The sequence below is a fragment of the Streptomyces cavernicola genome, from assembly GCF_029968035.1.
GTDB classification, from domain to species: domain Bacteria; phylum Actinomycetota; class Actinomycetes; order Streptomycetales; family Streptomycetaceae; genus Streptomyces; species Streptomyces cavernicola.
The window spans coordinates 81,842-96,922 of record NZ_JASCIQ010000026.1 but is presented as its reverse complement, the minus strand read 5'-3'; the positions used below and the strand labels follow the sequence as shown (position 1 = coordinate 96,922).

The following is a 15,081-nucleotide window of genomic DNA, read 5'->3' as shown; positions in this document are numbered from 1 at the left end:
CCGCTTCCAACCCGCCCGACGAGTTTGGTCTGGTGCCTGCCCCGGCCAAACCCAGCCTGTCCGGCACGCTTGACGCTGCCGCCTCGGGCCACTTCCGGCCCGTCCGGCGCGCTTGGTCTGGTGCCCGGCGCCAAGCCAGGCCCGTGCGGCGTTCGACCACCGTTGTCCGGGCCACTTCCGGCCCGCCCGGCGCGCTTGGTCTGGGTCCTCAGGCCAAGCCCAGCCTGTCCGGCGCGCTTGGCGCTGCTGCCCAAATCAAGCCCGTCCGGCGTTTGAGGACGAGCCCGAAGGGCGATCAACGGCGCCGCAGGCTTTCGGGAAGGGGCGGGGAGGGGAGCCAAATCAGCCCGTCCGGCGCTTGAGGACAAGGCCGAAGGCCGAACAAGGGCGCGGGGCCCGGGGCGGCAGCCCCGAACAAGGGCCGAGCCCCGGACAAGGGAGCCCCGGACAGGGACCAGCCCCGGACGACCTAGCCCACCGACTCAGCCGCAGCCTCCCGCCGCGGCCCCGCCCCCTTCAACGGCACCTCCTTGACGAACAACGCCGCAAGAAACGCCAGTACCGCAATCGCAGACCCCAGCAGGAACGCCCCATGCGTACCGGACGACACAGCGAACTGGTACGCCTCCCGCATCGCCTCCGGCAGCTTCGCCAGGCTCGCCGCGTCCAGCTGAGCGTTGGGCAGCGCACCGCCCCCGCCCGGCACCCGCTCCGCCATCTCATGGGCGACCCGGTTGTTGAACAGCGCGCCCATGACGGCGACGCCGAAGGAACTGCCGAGCGTACGGAAGAGCGTGGTCGACGAGGACGCGACGCCCATGTCCTTCATCTCGACGCTGTTCTGCGCCACCAGCATGGTGATCTGCATCAGGAACCCCATGCCCGCACCGAGCACCGCCATGTAGATCCCGGAGGTCAGCCGGGACGTGCCGGTGTCCATCTGGGCGAGCAGGAACAAGCCCACGACCATCAGGGCGCCGCCCGCGATGGGGAAGATCTTGTACTTGCCGCTGTTCGTGGTGACCCGGCCGGCGATCAGCGAGACCACCATCATCGCGAGCAGCATCGGCAGAAGCAGCAGGCCGGAGTTGGTGGCCGAGGCGCCCTGCACGGACTGCTGGTAGAGCGGCAGGAACAGCACCGCTCCGAACATCACGAAGCCGGTGATGAAGCCGATCACGGACATCAGCGTGAAGTTGCGGCTGCGGAAGATGTGCAGCGGCATGATCGGGTCGGCCGCCCGCGTCTGCGAGTACAGGAACGCGCCGAGCGAGACCACCCCGAGCACCGAGAGCCCGACGATCATGGTCGAGCCCCAGGCGTACTCCGTACCGCCCCACGTGGTGACGAGCACGATCGCCGTGATGCCGATGGTCAGAAGCGCCGCGCCCAGGTAGTCGATCCGGGCCCGCGAGCGCTTCTTCGGCAGGTGCAGGACGATCGTGACCATGGCGAGGGCGATCGCACCGAGCGGCAGGTTGATGTAGAAGGACCAGCGCCAGCCGAGGTGGTCGGTGATGGTGCCGCCGACCAGCGGCCCGCCGATCATGGCGAGGGCCATCACGCCGGCCATCATGCCCTGGTAGCGGCCGCGCTCGCGGGGCGGGATCAGGTCGCCGATGATCGCCATGACGCCGACCATCAGACCGCCGGCGCCGAGGCCCTGGACCGCGCGGAAGCCGATCAACTGGCCCATGTCCTGGGCCATTCCGGAGAGCGCGGAGCCGATCAGGAAGATCACGATCGAGGTGAGGAAGGTGCCCTTCCGCCCATACATGTCGCCGAGCTTGCCCCAGATCGGGGTGGATGCGGCGGTGGCGAGCGTGTACGCGGTGACCACCCAGGATAGGTGCTCCAGACCGCCGAGCTCACCGACGATCGTCGGCATCGCAGTGCCGATGATCATGTTGTCCAGCATCGCGAGCAGCATCGCGATCATCAGCGCGAGCAGCACCACCCGCACGCTGCGCTTCGGCGGTTCGGCCGCCTGTTTCCCCGGCTCGGCCGCCCTCGCGGCCTCGGATATCGCCATCGAGATCACTCCCCGTACTTACTTGCCGCCCGGCTAGTTGGTTACGATAGGGAAGCTAGACCGCCAACTAGCCGGGCGTCAAGTAAGTTCATGTTCCATGGTCGTACGGAACATGTCCCGTACGACGACGGCCGAGCGCAGCCGCATGGAGACCACGATGAGTAACAACGAAGGCGCCCGCCCCCGCCGGGGCAACACGCGGCAGCGCATTCAGGACGTCGCCCTGGAGCTCTTCGCGGAGCGCGGGTACGAGAAGACCTCGCTGCGGGAGATCGCGGAGCGGCTCGAGGTCACCAAGGCCGCGCTCTATTACCACTTCAAGACCAAGGAAGACATCCTCGACAGCCTCTTCGAGGACCTGACGCGGCCGATCGACGAGCTGATCGAGTGGGCGGGCGAGCAGCCGCGCACCCTGGAGACCAAGCAGGAGATCCTGCGCCGCTACAGCGAGGCGCTCGCCGGAGCGGAACGCCTCTTCCGGTTCATGCAGGAGAACCAGGCGACGATGCGCGAGCTGCGCACCGGCGAGGACTTCAAGGCCCGGATGCTGCGCCTGCTCGACGTGCTGCGTGAGCCGGACGCCCCGCTGACCGACCAGGTCCGCTGCTTCAGCGCGCTGTTCTCCATGCACGCCGGCCTTTTCGCCCTCAAGGACGTCGAAGGCGACCCCGAGGAGAAGCGCAGGGCCATCCTCGAGGTCGCCACCGATCTGGTCACCCAGGCCCACACGGACCGGGAGACGGAGCGCTAGTCAGCGCTTGTTCAGCTGCCGGGTCAGAACGTCACGCCGAGCGAGCGCATGAAGGTGACCGGGTTGATCGCCGAGCCGTAGTTCGGGGATGTACGGATCTCGAAGTGCAGGTGCGGGCCGCTGGAGTTGCCGGTGTTGCCGGAGCGGGCGATCTCCTGGCCGGTCTTCACCTTCTGGCCGATCTTGACGCCGACCTTCGACAGGTGCGCGTACTGCGAGTAGCGGCCGTTCTCGTGCTTGATCACCACAGCGTTGCCGTACGCGGGACCGTCACCGGCGCCGTTCGGGCCGGCCTTGACGACGGTGCCGTTGTGCACGGCCGTGACCTTGGTGCCGACCGGCACGGCGAAGTCCTGGCCGGAGTGCTTGTGCGACCACATGCCACCGGCCTGCGCGTAGCTGGCGCTGAGCGTGTACTTCTCGACCGGGTTGCCCCAGCCGGAAGCCTTCTTCTTGGCAGCGGCCTTCGCCTCGGCCTGCTTCTTGGCGGCGGCCTCGGCCTTCTTCGCGGCGGCCTGGCCCTGAGCCTTGGCCTGCGCCTCGATGGAAGCGGCGGGACCGGTCAGGCCCGCGCCCTGCTCGGCAGCCATCGAGACACCCGCGCCGAGCGTCGCCGCCACGCCGACACCAGCGGCGAGAACGGCCGCCCGGTTACGGAACAGCGAGGACTTGGAGATGTGGGACTCGGCGCGCTTCGACATTCGGATGACCTCCAGGGGGTGGGGGCGGTCCGGACATCGGCGTCCGGAGCAAAGACATGAGCGGACCCGGCCGACGAACCTCTGCGACCGGGCTGCCCCACCTTGGTAACCCGCCCCCACGGCTCCGCTCAAACACCCCATCTACTACCAAAGCTCGTACGAAGGCATGGGAACGATGCCCTCTTGACGCCCTTTGGGCCCCCTTCCGGAGACCTCTGGAAATGATCTGGGATGTGGTGTTTACACCCACTTCAGAGGCTTATTGACGGACATGAACGCCCCAGTTGCGCCCAACTTGCCCGGTTCAGGACTTTAGTCCCGAGGGTTGCTTCCCGAAGGTCCCCCGCACCCCAGGGCATGCGCCAACTATTCCGGCTAGTACCCCTCGAAACGCCTGTGCGTCATGTCACCGGGCAGCAAGATCGAACCACCCCGCGATGTGACCCGGGCTACTCGAATCGCCAGGTCGGAGAGGGGTTCGCGACGCTCTCCGAGCGCGGTTCGGAGCTCCCCTCCGATGGGGTTCGGGGACCCGTCCGGGGCTCGCGTCTCGGGCTCGGGGCTCGGGTCTCGGGCCCCGCTCGGCGGCACAGCTTCGCGCGGCGGCACGGCTACGCGCGGCGGGGGCCGTGAGCCGCCGGGCACGCCGCTTCCGGGGCGGAGGGGCGTCGCGTCAGGGCGCGCCCCGCGGCCTTCGGACGTACCCCGCAGCCCGCCCGCAGCGGCCGCCCTCAGGCGCGCGAAAAGGGACCGGCCCCGAACCGATCTCTCGGTTCGGGGCCGGCCCCTGACGGTCTACTGCCGACTCAGCCCTTGGTCAGGTCCGGACCGGACCCACCCGCGGCCGCGTCCACCGGAGGCACGTCCGGCAGCGTCGACTTCTCCTCGCCGCGGAAGGTGAAGGTCTGCTGCTCACCCTCGCCCTCCGTCTCGACGACCACGATGTGACCGGGGCGCAGCTCGCCGAAGAGGATCTTCTCCGACAGGCTGTCCTCGACCTCGCGCTGGATCGTGCGGCGCAGCGGCCGGGCGCCCAGGACCGGGTCGTAACCCTTCTTGGCGAGGAGCTCCTTGGCGGACTGGGAGAGCTCGATGCCCATGTCCCGGTCCTTCAGGCGCTCGTCCACCTTGTCGATCATCAGGTCGACGATCCGCAGGATGTCTTCCTGGCTGAGCTGCGGGAAGACGACGACGTCGTCGACACGGTTGAGGAACTCGGGGCGGAAGTGCTGCTTGAGCTCGTCCGAGACCTTGTTCTTCATGCGCTCGTAGTTGGTCTTCGTGTCGCCCTGGGCCGCGAAGCCCAGGTTGAAGCCCTTGGAGATGTCCCGGGTGCCGAGGTTGGTCGTCATGATGATGACCGTGTTCTTGAAGTCCACGACCCGGCCCTGGGAGTCGGTCAGGTGACCTTCCTCCAGGATCTGCAGGAGCGAGTTGAAGATGTCCGGGTGGGCCTTCTCGACCTCGTCGAACAGGACCACGGAGAACGGCTTGCGGCGCACCTTCTCGGTGAGCTGACCGCCCTCCTCGTACCCGACGTAGCCGGGGGGCGAGCCGAAGAGGCGCGAGACGGTGTGCTTCTCGCTGAACTCCGACATGTCGAGGGAGATCATCGCGTCCTCGTCGCCGAAGAGGAACTCGGCGAGCGCCTTGGACAGCTCGGTCTTACCGACACCGGACGGGCCGGCGAAGATGAACGAACCGCCGGGACGCTTCGGGTCCTTGAGGCCCGCACGCGTACGCCGGATGGCCTTGGAGAGCGCCTTGACCGCGTCGTTCTGGCCGATGACGCGCTTGTGCAGCTCGTCCTCCATGCGCAGCAGACGCGAGGACTCCTCCTCGGTCAGCTTGAAGACCGGGATGCCGGTGGCGGTCGCGAGGACCTCGGCGATCAGCTCGCCGTCGACCTCGGCGACGACGTCCATGTCGCCGGCCTTCCACTCCTTCTCCCGCTTGGCCTTCGCGGACAGGAGCTGCTTCTCCTTGTCGCGCAGGGACGCGGCCTTCTCGAAGTCCTGCGAGTCGATCGCGGACTCCTTGTCGCGGCGGACGCCGGCGATCTTCTCGTCGAACTCGCGGAGGTCCGGCGGCGCGGTCATCCGGCGGATGCGCATCCGGGAGCCGGCCTCGTCGATCAGGTCGATCGCCTTGTCCGGCAGGAAGCGGTCCGAGATGTACCGGTCGGCCAGGGTCGCGGCCTGGACGAGCGCCTCGTCGGTGATGGACACACGGTGGTGCGCCTCGTACCGGTCGCGCAGGCCCTTGAGGATCTCGATGGTGTGCGGCAGCGACGGCTCGGCGACCTGGATGGGCTGGAAGCGGCGCTCGAGCGCGGCGTCCTTCTCCAGGTACTTGCGGTACTCGTCGAGCGTGGTGGCGCCGATGGTCTGGAGCTCACCGCGGGCCAGCATCGGCTTCAGGATCGAAGCGGCGTCGATGGCGCCCTCGGCGGCACCCGCACCCACGAGCGTGTGCAGCTCGTCGATGAACAGGATGATGTCGCCGCGGGTGCGGATCTCCTTGAGGACCTTCTTCAGGCGCTCCTCGAAGTCACCGCGGTACCGGGAGCCGGCGACCAGCGCGCCGAGGTCCAGGGTGTAGAGGTGCTTGTCCTTGAGCGTCTCGGGCACCTCGCCCTTGACGATGGCCTGAGCGAGGCCCTCGACGACGGCGGTCTTGCCGACGCCGGGCTCACCGATCAGGACCGGGTTGTTCTTCGTACGACGGGACAGCACCTGCATGACCCGCTCGATCTCCTTCTCGCGCCCGATGACCGGGTCGAGCTTGGACTCACGAGCGGCCTGGGTGAGGTTCCGGCCGAACTGGTCGAGGACCAGGGACGTGGAGGGCGTGCCCTCGGCAGGACCGCCGGCGGTGGCGGTCTCCTTGCCCTGGTAACCGGAGAGCAGCTGGATGACCTGCTGCCGCACCCGGTTGAGATCGGCGCCCAGCTTCACGAGGACCTGGGCGGCGACGCCCTCGCCCTCGCGGATCAGGCCGAGCAGGATGTGCTCCGTGCCGATGTAGTTGTGGCCCAGCTGAAGGGCCTCGCGGAGCGAAAGCTCCAGGACCTTTTTGGCACGGGGGGTGAAGGGAATGTGCCCGGACGGGGCCTGCTGGCCCTGACCGATGATCTCCTCCACCTGCTGGCGGACCGCCTCGAGCGAAATCCCGAGGCTCTCCAGGGCCTTAGCGGCGACACCCTCACCCTCGTGGATCAGGCCCAGGAGGATGTGCTCGGTGCCGATGTAATTGTGGTTGAGCATCCGGGCTTCTTCCTGAGCCAGGACGACAACCCGCCGCGCGCGGTCGGTGAACCTCTCGAACATCGTTAATCGCTCCTCAGAGCGGTCAGGCAGTAAAGGGGTCGGTCCCCTCCCTGTCCTTCCGCAGCTTAGTCCCGCAAGCGGGGACCGCTCATTCCAACTGCCGACACCCGGCCCTACTTCCCGGGGGATCTCCTGCCACGAACGCCGACATCCACTCCAACCCGATGGTGCGAGACGATGTTCCCGCAGGCCAGGCAGTTACCCCCATCGCCAGTACGCCGATGGCGAACGTGAGACGTCCGAGCCCGCGTGTCGCCCCTCTCCACTAGGAATGTCTTACCCGTACGGACTGACACTCCATGCGGCGCGCACTGGTTCCCTCCGCTACGGGCGAACACCCTTGCGCCTCCCGAGTGCCGCGCACGCCCCGTTTTCGGACACGTATCGCATCCGGTCACGCACGCTGCGTAACCCGTGGTGCCGCCGGGAGTTGCTCCAGGCATGTCGCCCGCGATCCCGCTCCCGCGCAAGCCCGCCGCCCCCGGCGACCCGGTGCAGCAGTGGTACGAGAACGAGCTCGGCTGGGCGACGACCGCGGGGCCGCCGGCTCAGCTGGTGGCGGGGCTGCGCTTCGACGTCCTGGAGGTCCCCGCCGACGCGGGCTTCGCCGTCCTGCGGCGGCTCGGCGCCGCGGCCGCGACGGGCCCGGTGGCGCTCGACGGGAACACGGTGCGGTTCCTGGTCGCCGCAGGCAGCGCCGACGAGCTGCCCGGACTGCTCGAATGGCTCGAGTGGGGCGACCTCGCACGGGATCTGCGGGCCGTGGGAGCGGGCGGTCTGGTTCCCGCACCGCTGCCGCCCGGCCGGCCCGGCCCCCGGGAAGCCGCCGTGTGGCTGCGGCCCCCAGGTCCGGGGCGCGAGGTGGAGCCGACCCTGCCGACGCTGTCGGCTCTCACCGGTCTCGGGAGGCACTCGGGCGCTCCCGATCTCGTACGACTCGTGGAAGCGGCGGCGACTCAGTGCCACCGGCTCCGGTTGCTGCGCGCGAGCGCTCAGCCGTTGGCCTTCTCGTAGGCCTCGCGGATCGAGGCGGGGACACGGCCGCGGTCGTTGACCTCGTAGCCGTTCTCCTTCGCCCAGGCGCGGATCTGCGCGGTGTTCTCACCACCGGCGGAAGCGGTGCGCGCCTTGCCGCGAGCACCCGCGGAACGACCTCCGGTGCGACGACCACCCTTCACGTAAGGCTCGAGGAGACCCCGGAGCTTGTCCGCGTTGGCGGTGGTGAGGTCAATTTCGTACTGCTTGCCGTCCAGAGCGAACGTCACGGTCTCGTCCGCCTCGCCGCCGTCGAGGTCGTCGACAAGAAGGACCTGAACCTTCTGTGCCACCGGATTTCCTTTCATCGATAACTTCAGGTCCCGCACTAGGCGGCGCGTCCGCCGCGCTTTCCCGGGCCCCGGTTATATGGAGTACGTCGGAAAGCAAACCGCTTTTGCCGGAAAAACACAAACCCCCGGGTTGGGACTGAGACCTCAAGAGCCCTTGAAACGTGCGCGTTTCGGACATAGCACCGCGGTGTAGGTACGGCGATGGGTGCGGGCGCTATAAACCCGAGGCGATGGTCAGAGGTGCAGAAGCATGCGACTGTTGCCCAAGGTGTTCGGTTTCACTCGTTCGAGACCGAGGAACTCCGCAACGCCTTCGTCATAGGACCGAAGCAGCTCACTGTAGACATCTGTGTCGACCGGAGTCTCGCCGATCTCGACGAAGCCGTGCTTGACGAAGAAGTCCACTTCGAAGGTGAGACAGAAAACCTTGCGCACACCGATCCAACGCGCGGTCTGCACCAACTTGCCGAGCAGTTGATGCCCCACTCCGGAACCCTTGACATCGGAGTTCACGGCCAGTGTGCGCACTTCGGCGAGGTCTTCCCACATCACGTGCAACGCACCGCAGCCGACCACCTGTGCGTTGTCGTCGCGTTCTGCGACCCAGAACTCCTGGATGTCCTCGTAAAGCGTCACCGTTGCTTTGTCGAGGAGGATGCCGTTGCCCGCGTAGGAGTCGATGAGGTCGCGCACCGCGGGGACATCACTGGTTCGCGCCCTGCGGATGGTGACGGCTTTTGCGGGTGCATCGCGATACGCGGGGATCTCTGCTGGCATGTCCGGACGCTATCGCCCTGTGCCGCTCTCCGCCGCGCCGGGGTTCTCGGGTCCCTGCACCATGCGAACGGCGTCACTGAGGGCTTCGCGCTGTTCCGGCGACATCATGCCGAAGAAGGCGACGAGAGCGGCCGCGGGGTTGTCGCTCTGCGACCAGGCGTCGTTCATGAGCGCGGCGGCGTAGGCGGCACGCGTGGAGACCGCCTCATATCGATAGGCACGGCCTTCCGCTTCTCGCCGTACCCAGCCCTTCTGATGGAGATTGTCCAAAACGGTCATGACCGTCGTGTAGGCGATGGACCGTTCCTGCTGAAGGTCTTCCAGGACTTCTCGAACCGTGACCGGGCGGTTCCACTTCCAAACCCGCGTCATCACGGCGTCTTCGAGTTCTCCCAAGGGGCGAGGCACACCTGAACAATAGTGGGAGTTGCCGCCATTTCGGGAGCAAAAAGGGCGTACGGCTCGAAAATGAGTGAGCCGTACGCGCGGGGTGCCGCTTCGGGGACGGTCAGGCGTCGCCGGTCTTGGGGCTGCTCTGCTGGGCCTGGCGCACGCTCTCGGCGCGGGCCATGGCGGCATCGACGGCCCCGTCCTCCTTGGCCTTGTTGGCGCCGCCCTGGGTCTTCACGATGACGACGATGAGGGCGGTGAAGAAGATCGCCATCCCTACGGGGGGCAGGAGCGCGGAGACGTAGTCCATGCCCCCAGAGTAGCTATCCGGCGGCGAGCGTCTGTGACGGGGCGGCCGGTTCGTCCCTCTCGCCGGGCGCCGCGGGACGGCGCTTCGGTGGGAAGACCTCGGCCGGTGTGGGTACGGGGCGGGGCGGTCCGGTGCGCTGGGGCACGGGCTTCTTCGGTTCCGCGGCCGGCTTGTCGCCCTCGGAGCGCCCGCCGGGCAGCGCGAGGAGGCGCCCCCGCGAGGCGGGCACCCGCGGGGCCGCGATCTCGGTGCGTACGTCGTGCTCGGCGAGGGCGCGGCAGCGGTCGAGGAGGGCGGCCGCGACCGGGTTGCCGCGCAGGGCGCGCAGGGCGGCCAGGTCGTCCACCTCCGGGCGGTGGCCTGCGGCGAGGGCGTCGGCGAGGAGCTGGAGGTAGCCGGCGGCGGTGCCGGGGAGCGCGGCGCGGTAGCGGCCGAGGTCGGCGATGAGGAAGGCGCGCAGGCGGGCCCCTTCGTCGATCGCCTCGTTGATGCCGTCGGAGAGATCCAGGCAGTCCTGGACGTCGGCGACGGAGGCGGCCTTGCTGGGATGGAGGGCGACGGCGAGGGCGCGTCGGAGCACACGCAGCTCGTCTGCGCTGAACGCCATGCCGCCGCGGGATCCGTATGGCGTGGGCATGGGCCGACGATACGCGCTAATCGGACAAAATCGACTAAATGCGATCAGGTGGCGCGCCGGGCGCGCACGCGTGCGTGCGCGCCCGTACGACGGCATCCGCCCTGCCCGTACGACGGCATCCGCCCTGCCCGTACGACGGCTGCTGCCGGCTAGCTGCGGGCGACGTTGCGTTCGTGGACCAGGCGGAGGCCTATCAGGGTCAGCCAGGGCTCGTGCTCGTCGATGACCGTGGACTCGCCGAGGACCATCGGGGCGAGGCCGCCGGTGGCGATCACGGTGACGTCCTCGGGGTCGTCGGCCAGCTCGCGGGCCATGCGGTTGACGACGCCGTCGACCTGGCCCGCGAAGCCGTAGAGGATGCCGGACTGCATGGCCTCGACGGTGTTCTTGCCGATGACGCTGCGCGGGCGGGCCAGCTCGATCTTGCGGAGCTGGGCGCCTCGGACGCCGAGGGCGTCGACGGAGATCTCGATGCCGGGGGCGATCACGCCGCCGACGTACTCCCCGCGCGCGGAGACCGCGTCGAAGGTCGTGGCCGTGCCGAAGTCGACGACGATGGCCGGGCCGCCGTAGAGCTCGACGGCGGCGACCGCGTTGATGATGCGGTCCGCGCCGACCTCCTTGGGGTTGTCCATCAGGATCGGCACGCCGGTCTTGATGCCGGGCTCGACCAGGACCGCAGGGACGTCGCCATAGTAGCGGCGGGTGACCTCGCGCAGCTCGTGCAGGACCGAGGGGACCGTGGCGCAGATGGCGATGCCGTCGATGCCGTCGCCGAGCTCCTCGCCGAGCAGTGGGTGCATGCCCATCAGGCCGTTGAGCAGGACGGCGAGCTCGTCGGCGGTGCGGCGGGCGTCGGTGGAGATGCGCCAGTGCTCGACGATCTCCTCGCCGTCGAAGAGGCCGAGGACCGTGTGGGTGTTGCCCACGTCGATGGTCAGGAGCATCAGACGGCCTCCCCCGCGCCGTCCGCCCCGTTGTCGGCCTCGCGCAGGTCCAGGCCGATGTCGAGGATGCGCGAGCTGTGCGTGAGGGCGCCCACCGCCAGGTAGTCGACGCCCGTCTCCGCGTACGCGCGCGCGTTGTCGAGGGCGAGGCGGCCGGAGGACTCCAGGAGCGCGCGGCCGTCCACCAGGGCGACGGCCTCCTCGGTCTCGGCGGGCGTGAAGTTGTCCAGGAGGATCAGGTCCGCGCCCGCGTCGAGCACCTCGCGCAGCTGGTGCAGGGTGTCGACCTCCACCTCGATCGGCAGGTCCGGGAAGCGCTCGCGTACGGCGTTGAAGGCCTGGGCGACGCCGCCGGCCGCGACCACGTGGTTGTCCTTCACCAGCGCGGCGTCCGAGAGGGACATGCGGTGGTTGACGCCGCCGCCGCAGCGGACCGCGAACTTCTCCAGGGCGCGCAGGCCGGGGGTGGTCTTGCGGGTGTCCCGCACCTTGGCCTTCGTACCGTCCAGAACGTCCGCCCACGCGCGCGTGGCGGTGGCGATGCCGGAGAGGCGGCACAGGATGTTCAGGGCGCTGCGCTCGCCGGTGAGCAGGTCGCGCGTGCGAGTGGTGACGCTGAGGAGCTTCTGGCCGGCCTGCACGCGGTCGCCGTCCTCGACGTGCCGCTCGACCTCGAAGGCCTCCGTGCAGACCACGGAGAGGACCGCCTCGGCGACCCTGAGGCCCGCCACCACGCCGTCCTCGCGCGCGGTGAAGTCGCCGGTGGCGACGGCCTGTTCGGGGATGGTGGCGACCGAGGTGACGTCCACGCCGCCGTCGAGGTCCTCGGCGAGCGCCATGTGGGCGATGTCCTCCACCAGGACGGGGTCGAGGCCGTCCTGGACGATGAGGGCGGCGAGCGCGGGGTCGAGACCGCACTCCGTGACGGTCTCGTCGGCGTCGGCCGAACAGCCGCAGCCGTCGCCGCAGCCGCCGGTCTCGGCGAGGGGGAGGTCGGGGGTGCTCACTTCGGTCACTGCTCCTGGGGAGGGGTCGGCTGCGGCCGGGTCGGGTCCGGCCCGGTCGGCGGGAAGTCCGCGGTCTCGGTGCGGTGCACCGCGAGGGTGCGGTCCGGTCGGAGGCGTACGACGAGGTGGCGCCGCCAGTTCGTGTCGTCGCGGTCGGCGTGGTCCTCGCGCCAGTGGCAGCCGCGGGTCTCCTCGCGGCGCAGGGCGGCGGCGACGAGCACGCGCGCGACGCACAGGAGGTTGGTGGCCTCCCAGGTGTCGGTGCCGGGCTCGGCCGTCTTGCCGTGCTCGGCGAGCGCGTCCCGCGCGGCGGCGTGGATCGCGTCGAGCTGCTCGGCCGCTTCCTTGAGGGAGTCGGCGGAACGCAGCACTCCGGCGCCTGTGGTCATGATCCGCTGGATGGCGAGGCGGGCCTCGGGCGGCAGCAGTGGATGCGCCGGCGTCTCGGCCTGCTCCACGGGCGCGGGGACGCGGCTCGCCGGGGTGTCGCGGACGATGTCGTCGGCGATGCGCTCGGCGTAGACCAGGCCCTCGAGGAGGGAGTTGGAGGCCAGGCGGTTGGCGCCGTGCACGCCGGTGCAGGCGACCTCGCCGCAGGCGTACAGGCCCGGGACCGTGGTGCGGCCGCGCCGGTCGGTGCGTACGCCGCCGGAGGCGTAGTGCGCGGCCGGGGCGATCGGGACGGGCTCCGTGACCGGGTCGATGCCGTGGGCTCGGCAGGCGGCGAGGATCGTCGGGAAGCGGCTCGCCCACATGTCGGCGCCGAAGTGCCTGGCGTCCAGGTACATGTGCTCGGCGCCTGTTTCCAGCATGCGGCGCGTGATGCCCTTGGCCACGATGTCCCGCGGCGCCAGCTCGGCCAGCTCGTGCTGCCCCACCATGAAGCGCACGCCGTCCGCATCCACGAGGTGGGCGCCCTCGCCCCGCACCGCCTCGGAGACCAGGGGCTGTTGGCCCTCCGCGTCCGGGCCGAGGAAGAGCACCGTGGGGTGGAACTGGACGAACTCCACGTCGCTGACCTCGGCGCCCGCGCGCAGCGCCAGGGCCACGCCGTCACCGGTCGACACCGCGGGGTTGGTCGTCGCCGAGAAGACCTGGCCCATGCCGCCGGTCGCGAGCACCACCGCGCGCGCGTGCACCGCGCCGACGCCATCGTGCTGACCCTCTCCCATCACGTGCAGAGTGACGCCGGCCGCATGGCCCTCGGCGTCCGTCAGCAGGTCCAGGACGAGCGCGTTCTCGATGGTCTCGATGCCGCGCGCGCGGACCGCCTCGACCAGGGCCCGGGAGATCTCCGCCCCGGTGGCGTCGCCGCCCGCATGCGCGATGCGGCGGCGGTGGTGGCCGCCCTCGCGCGCGAGGGCGATCTCGCCGCTGTCGGACCTGTCGAACTCGGCGCCCGTCTCGATCAACCGCCGCACCGCGTCCGGGCCTTCGGTCACGAGGGTGCGCACGGCCTCCTCGTCGCACAGGCCCGCGCCCGCCACCAGGGTGTCGTCCAGGTGCTGTTCGGGGCTGTCGCCCTCGTCGAGCGCGGCCGCGATGCCGCCCTGCGCCCAGCGCGTGGAGCCGTCGTCCAGGCGGGCCTTGGTGACGACGACCGTGCGCAGGCCGCTCGCCGCGCAGCGCAGCGCCGTCGTCAGGCCTGCCACACCGGAGCCGACCACGATCACGTCGGCCGCGCGGGCCCAGCCGGGGGCCGGGGCGTGCAGCCGTATGCCGGTCGTTGCGGGGGTGGTCATACGGCGGCTCCGGGGGCCTCGTCGGTTCCTGCGGGGTCGGCCGAGGTGGTCTCCTGGGCGAGCTCCTCGGCGGTGTCCTGAGTGGTGTCCTGGGCCGTGTCCTCGGGGGCGAACGTCAGGGGCAGGTTGTCGATCAGGCGGGTCGTGCCCACGCGGGCGGCGACCGCGAGGACGGCTTCGCCGGTGAACCCGTCCGGCACTTCGGTGAAGTCGGCCGGGTCGACGAGCGCCAGGTAGTCCAGGGCCAGCGGGGGCCGCAGCCGCGCCGCGTCGTCGAGCACCGCGCGGGCGGCGGTGCGCACCGCGCTCGGGCGGCCGAGCGCCGCCTGCGAGACGGCGTGCGCGTCGGCGGCGGCGCGGGCCTCGCCGAGCGCGGTCAGGGCGTCGGCACGCGCGCGTGAGGCCGGGTTCGCCTGGGCGCGCGCGGACAGGGCCTGCTGGGCGGCGAGCCGCTCACGGCCGGCGAACAGGGCGGTGGACAGGGCGAGTGCGGTGCGGCGCTCGTCCGCCGCGAGGTAGCGGTTGCGGCTGGACAGGGCGAGGCCGTCCGACTCGCGCACCGTGGGCACGCCGACGATCTCCACCGGGAAGTTCAAATCCCGCACCATGCGCCGGATCAGGGCGAGTTGCTGCGCGTCCTTCTCGCCGTAGAGCGCGATGTCGGGCGCCGTGAGGTGCAGGAGCTTGGCGACGACGGTGAGCATGCCGTCGAAGTGGCCGGGGCGCGCGGCGCCTTCGAGGCGCTCCCCCATCGGGCCGGCGCTGATCCGCACCTGTGGTTCGCCGCCCGGGTAGACCTCGTCGACTCCGGGGGCGAACACCACGTCCGCGCCTGCCCGTTCGGCCACCTTGAGGTCGGATTCGAGGGTGCGCGGGTAGCGGTCGAGGTCCTCGCCGGCACCGAACTGGAGGGGGTTCACGAAGACGGTGACCACGACCTGGCCGTGCGGACCCGCCACGTCGCGCGCGTGCCGCACGAGCGTCGCGTGCCCCTCGTGCAGGGCGCCCATGGTCATGACCACGGCGCGGCGGCCCTCGTGGGCGAGGGCGCGGAGTTCGGCCGCCGTGTGCAGCAGTCGCGTCGGTCGTGTCATGGCGGATCCCTGTTCGTACGTCGCGCGTGCCGGTGG

The 15,081-nt window shown here is 70.1% G+C and carries 14 protein-coding genes; 2 read left to right on the top strand and 12 right to left on the bottom strand.

The genetic code is table 11. The annotated features are described in order from the left end of the window. Window positions 1–469 precede the first annotated feature (469 nt). The gene (locus QIS96_RS23790) at window positions 470–2,032 is read right to left on the bottom strand and encodes an MDR family MFS transporter (protein WP_282544742.1); all 1,563 of its coding nucleotides are present in this window, start codon (window positions 2,030–2,032) and stop codon (window positions 470–472) included. A gap of 145 nt (window positions 2,033–2,177) precedes the next feature. Here QIS96_RS23790 and QIS96_RS23785 point away from each other — a divergent pair, with 145 nt between their 5' ends. Next, entirely contained in the window at window positions 2,178–2,783 is a 606-nt protein-coding gene (locus QIS96_RS23785; protein WP_408907243.1) for a TetR/AcrR family transcriptional regulator, read from the top strand. Window positions 2,784–2,806: 23 nt separating this feature from the next. Here QIS96_RS23785 and QIS96_RS23780 read toward each other — a convergent pair whose 3' ends face one another. After that, window positions 2,807–3,484: a M23 family metallopeptidase gene (locus QIS96_RS23780; protein WP_282544741.1), complete on the bottom strand. Its 678-nt coding sequence runs from the start codon at window positions 3,482–3,484 to the stop codon at window positions 2,807–2,809. Between the two features lie 806 nt (window positions 3,485–4,290). After that, window positions 4,291–6,813 carry an ATP-dependent Clp protease ATP-binding subunit gene (locus QIS96_RS23775; protein WP_282544740.1) on the bottom strand — a complete coding sequence of 841 codons (2,523 nt, stop codon included), beginning with the start codon at window positions 6,811–6,813 and terminating at the stop codon, window positions 4,291–4,293. A 441-nt stretch (window positions 6,814–7,254) separates the two neighbouring features. Between QIS96_RS23775 and QIS96_RS23770 the strand changes: the two genes are divergently transcribed. Further along, window positions 7,255–7,827 (top strand): SCO3374 family protein, encoded by a 573-nt coding sequence (locus tag QIS96_RS23770; RefSeq protein WP_282544739.1) that lies wholly within the window; start codon window positions 7,255–7,257, stop codon window positions 7,825–7,827. On the opposite strand, the gene QIS96_RS23765 is transcribed toward QIS96_RS23770, so the two are convergent. The 9 genes from QIS96_RS23765 to panC all read right to left on the bottom strand — a co-directional run bounded on the left by QIS96_RS23765 (window position 7,806) and on the right by panC (window position 15,045). Continuing rightward, window positions 7,806–8,141 carry a histone-like nucleoid-structuring protein Lsr2 gene (locus QIS96_RS23765; RefSeq protein WP_282544738.1) on the bottom strand — a complete coding sequence of 112 codons (336 nt, stop codon included), beginning with the start codon at window positions 8,139–8,141 and terminating at the stop codon, window positions 7,806–7,808. The two genes, QIS96_RS23770 and QIS96_RS23765, sit on opposite strands and share 22 nt — an antisense overlap. A 234-nt stretch (window positions 8,142–8,375) precedes the next feature. After that, complete coding sequence (locus tag QIS96_RS23760; protein ID WP_282544737.1) at window positions 8,376–8,918, bottom strand: amino-acid N-acetyltransferase; 543 nt, start codon at window positions 8,916–8,918, stop codon at window positions 8,376–8,378. 9 nt (window positions 8,919–8,927) lie between these two features. Next, complete coding sequence (locus tag QIS96_RS23755) at window positions 8,928–9,326, bottom strand: BlaI/MecI/CopY family transcriptional regulator (RefSeq protein WP_282544736.1); 399 nt, start codon at window positions 9,324–9,326, stop codon at window positions 8,928–8,930. A gap of 100 nt (window positions 9,327–9,426) precedes the next feature. Further along, window positions 9,427–9,618, bottom strand: a complete 192-nt coding sequence (locus QIS96_RS23750; RefSeq protein WP_282544735.1) for a hypothetical protein — start codon at window positions 9,616–9,618, stop codon at window positions 9,427–9,429. Window positions 9,619–9,631: 13 nt separating this feature from the next. Then, window positions 9,632–10,255, bottom strand: a complete 624-nt coding sequence (locus QIS96_RS23745; RefSeq protein ID WP_282544734.1) for a hypothetical protein — start codon at window positions 10,253–10,255, stop codon at window positions 9,632–9,634. 149 nt (window positions 10,256–10,404) lie between these two features. After that, a complete protein-coding gene (locus QIS96_RS23740) occupies window positions 10,405–11,202 on the bottom strand; it encodes a type III pantothenate kinase (RefSeq protein ID WP_282544733.1) in 798 nt (265 codons plus the stop codon). Further along, window positions 11,202–12,209 (bottom strand): carboxylating nicotinate-nucleotide diphosphorylase, encoded by a 1,008-nt coding sequence (gene nadC, locus QIS96_RS23735; RefSeq protein WP_282544732.1) that lies wholly within the window; start codon window positions 12,207–12,209, stop codon window positions 11,202–11,204. The genes QIS96_RS23740 and nadC overlap by 1 nt, the downstream gene beginning before the upstream one ends. 5 nt (window positions 12,210–12,214) lie before the next feature. Continuing rightward, window positions 12,215–13,951, bottom strand: coding sequence for an L-aspartate oxidase (locus tag QIS96_RS23730; protein WP_282544731.1), 1,737 nt, complete (start codon window positions 13,949–13,951; stop codon window positions 12,215–12,217). Beyond that, window positions 13,948–15,045, bottom strand: coding sequence for a pantoate--beta-alanine ligase (gene panC / locus QIS96_RS23725; protein WP_282544730.1), 1,098 nt, complete (start codon window positions 15,043–15,045; stop codon window positions 13,948–13,950). The genes QIS96_RS23730 and panC overlap by 4 nt, the downstream gene beginning before the upstream one ends. Window positions 15,046–15,081 lie beyond the last annotated feature (36 nt).

Bases quoted from the DNA above. Each gene is read 5' to 3' on its own strand.
- QIS96_RS23790 (WP_282544742.1), bottom strand. From the start codon at position 2,032: ATGGCGATATCCGAGGCCGCGAGGGCGGCCGAGCCGGGGAAACAGGCG.
- QIS96_RS23785 (WP_408907243.1), top strand. From the start codon at position 2,178: ATGGAGACCACGATGAGTAACAACGAAGGCGCCCGCCCCCGCCGGGGC.
- QIS96_RS23780 (WP_282544741.1), bottom strand. From the start codon at position 3,484: ATGTCGAAGCGCGCCGAGTCCCACATCTCCAAGTCCTCGCTGTTCCGT.
- QIS96_RS23775 (WP_282544740.1), bottom strand. From the start codon at position 6,813: ATGTTCGAGAGGTTCACCGACCGCGCGCGGCGGGTTGTCGTCCTGGCT.
- QIS96_RS23770 (WP_282544739.1), top strand. From the start codon at position 7,255: ATGTCGCCCGCGATCCCGCTCCCGCGCAAGCCCGCCGCCCCCGGCGAC.
- QIS96_RS23760 (WP_282544737.1), bottom strand. From the start codon at position 8,918: ATGCCAGCAGAGATCCCCGCGTATCGCGATGCACCCGCAAAAGCCGTC.
- QIS96_RS23750 (WP_282544735.1), bottom strand. From the start codon at position 9,618: ATGGACTACGTCTCCGCGCTCCTGCCCCCCGTAGGGATGGCGATCTTC.
- QIS96_RS23745 (WP_282544734.1), bottom strand. From the start codon at position 10,255: ATGCCCACGCCATACGGATCCCGCGGCGGCATGGCGTTCAGCGCAGAC.
- QIS96_RS23740 (WP_282544733.1), bottom strand. From the start codon at position 11,202: ATGCTCCTGACCATCGACGTGGGCAACACCCACACGGTCCTCGGCCTC.
- QIS96_RS23730 (WP_282544731.1), bottom strand. From the start codon at position 13,951: ATGACCACCCCCGCAACGACCGGCATACGGCTGCACGCCCCGGCCCCC.
- panC (WP_282544730.1), bottom strand. From the start codon at position 15,045: ATGACACGACCGACGCGACTGCTGCACACGGCGGCCGAACTCCGCGCC.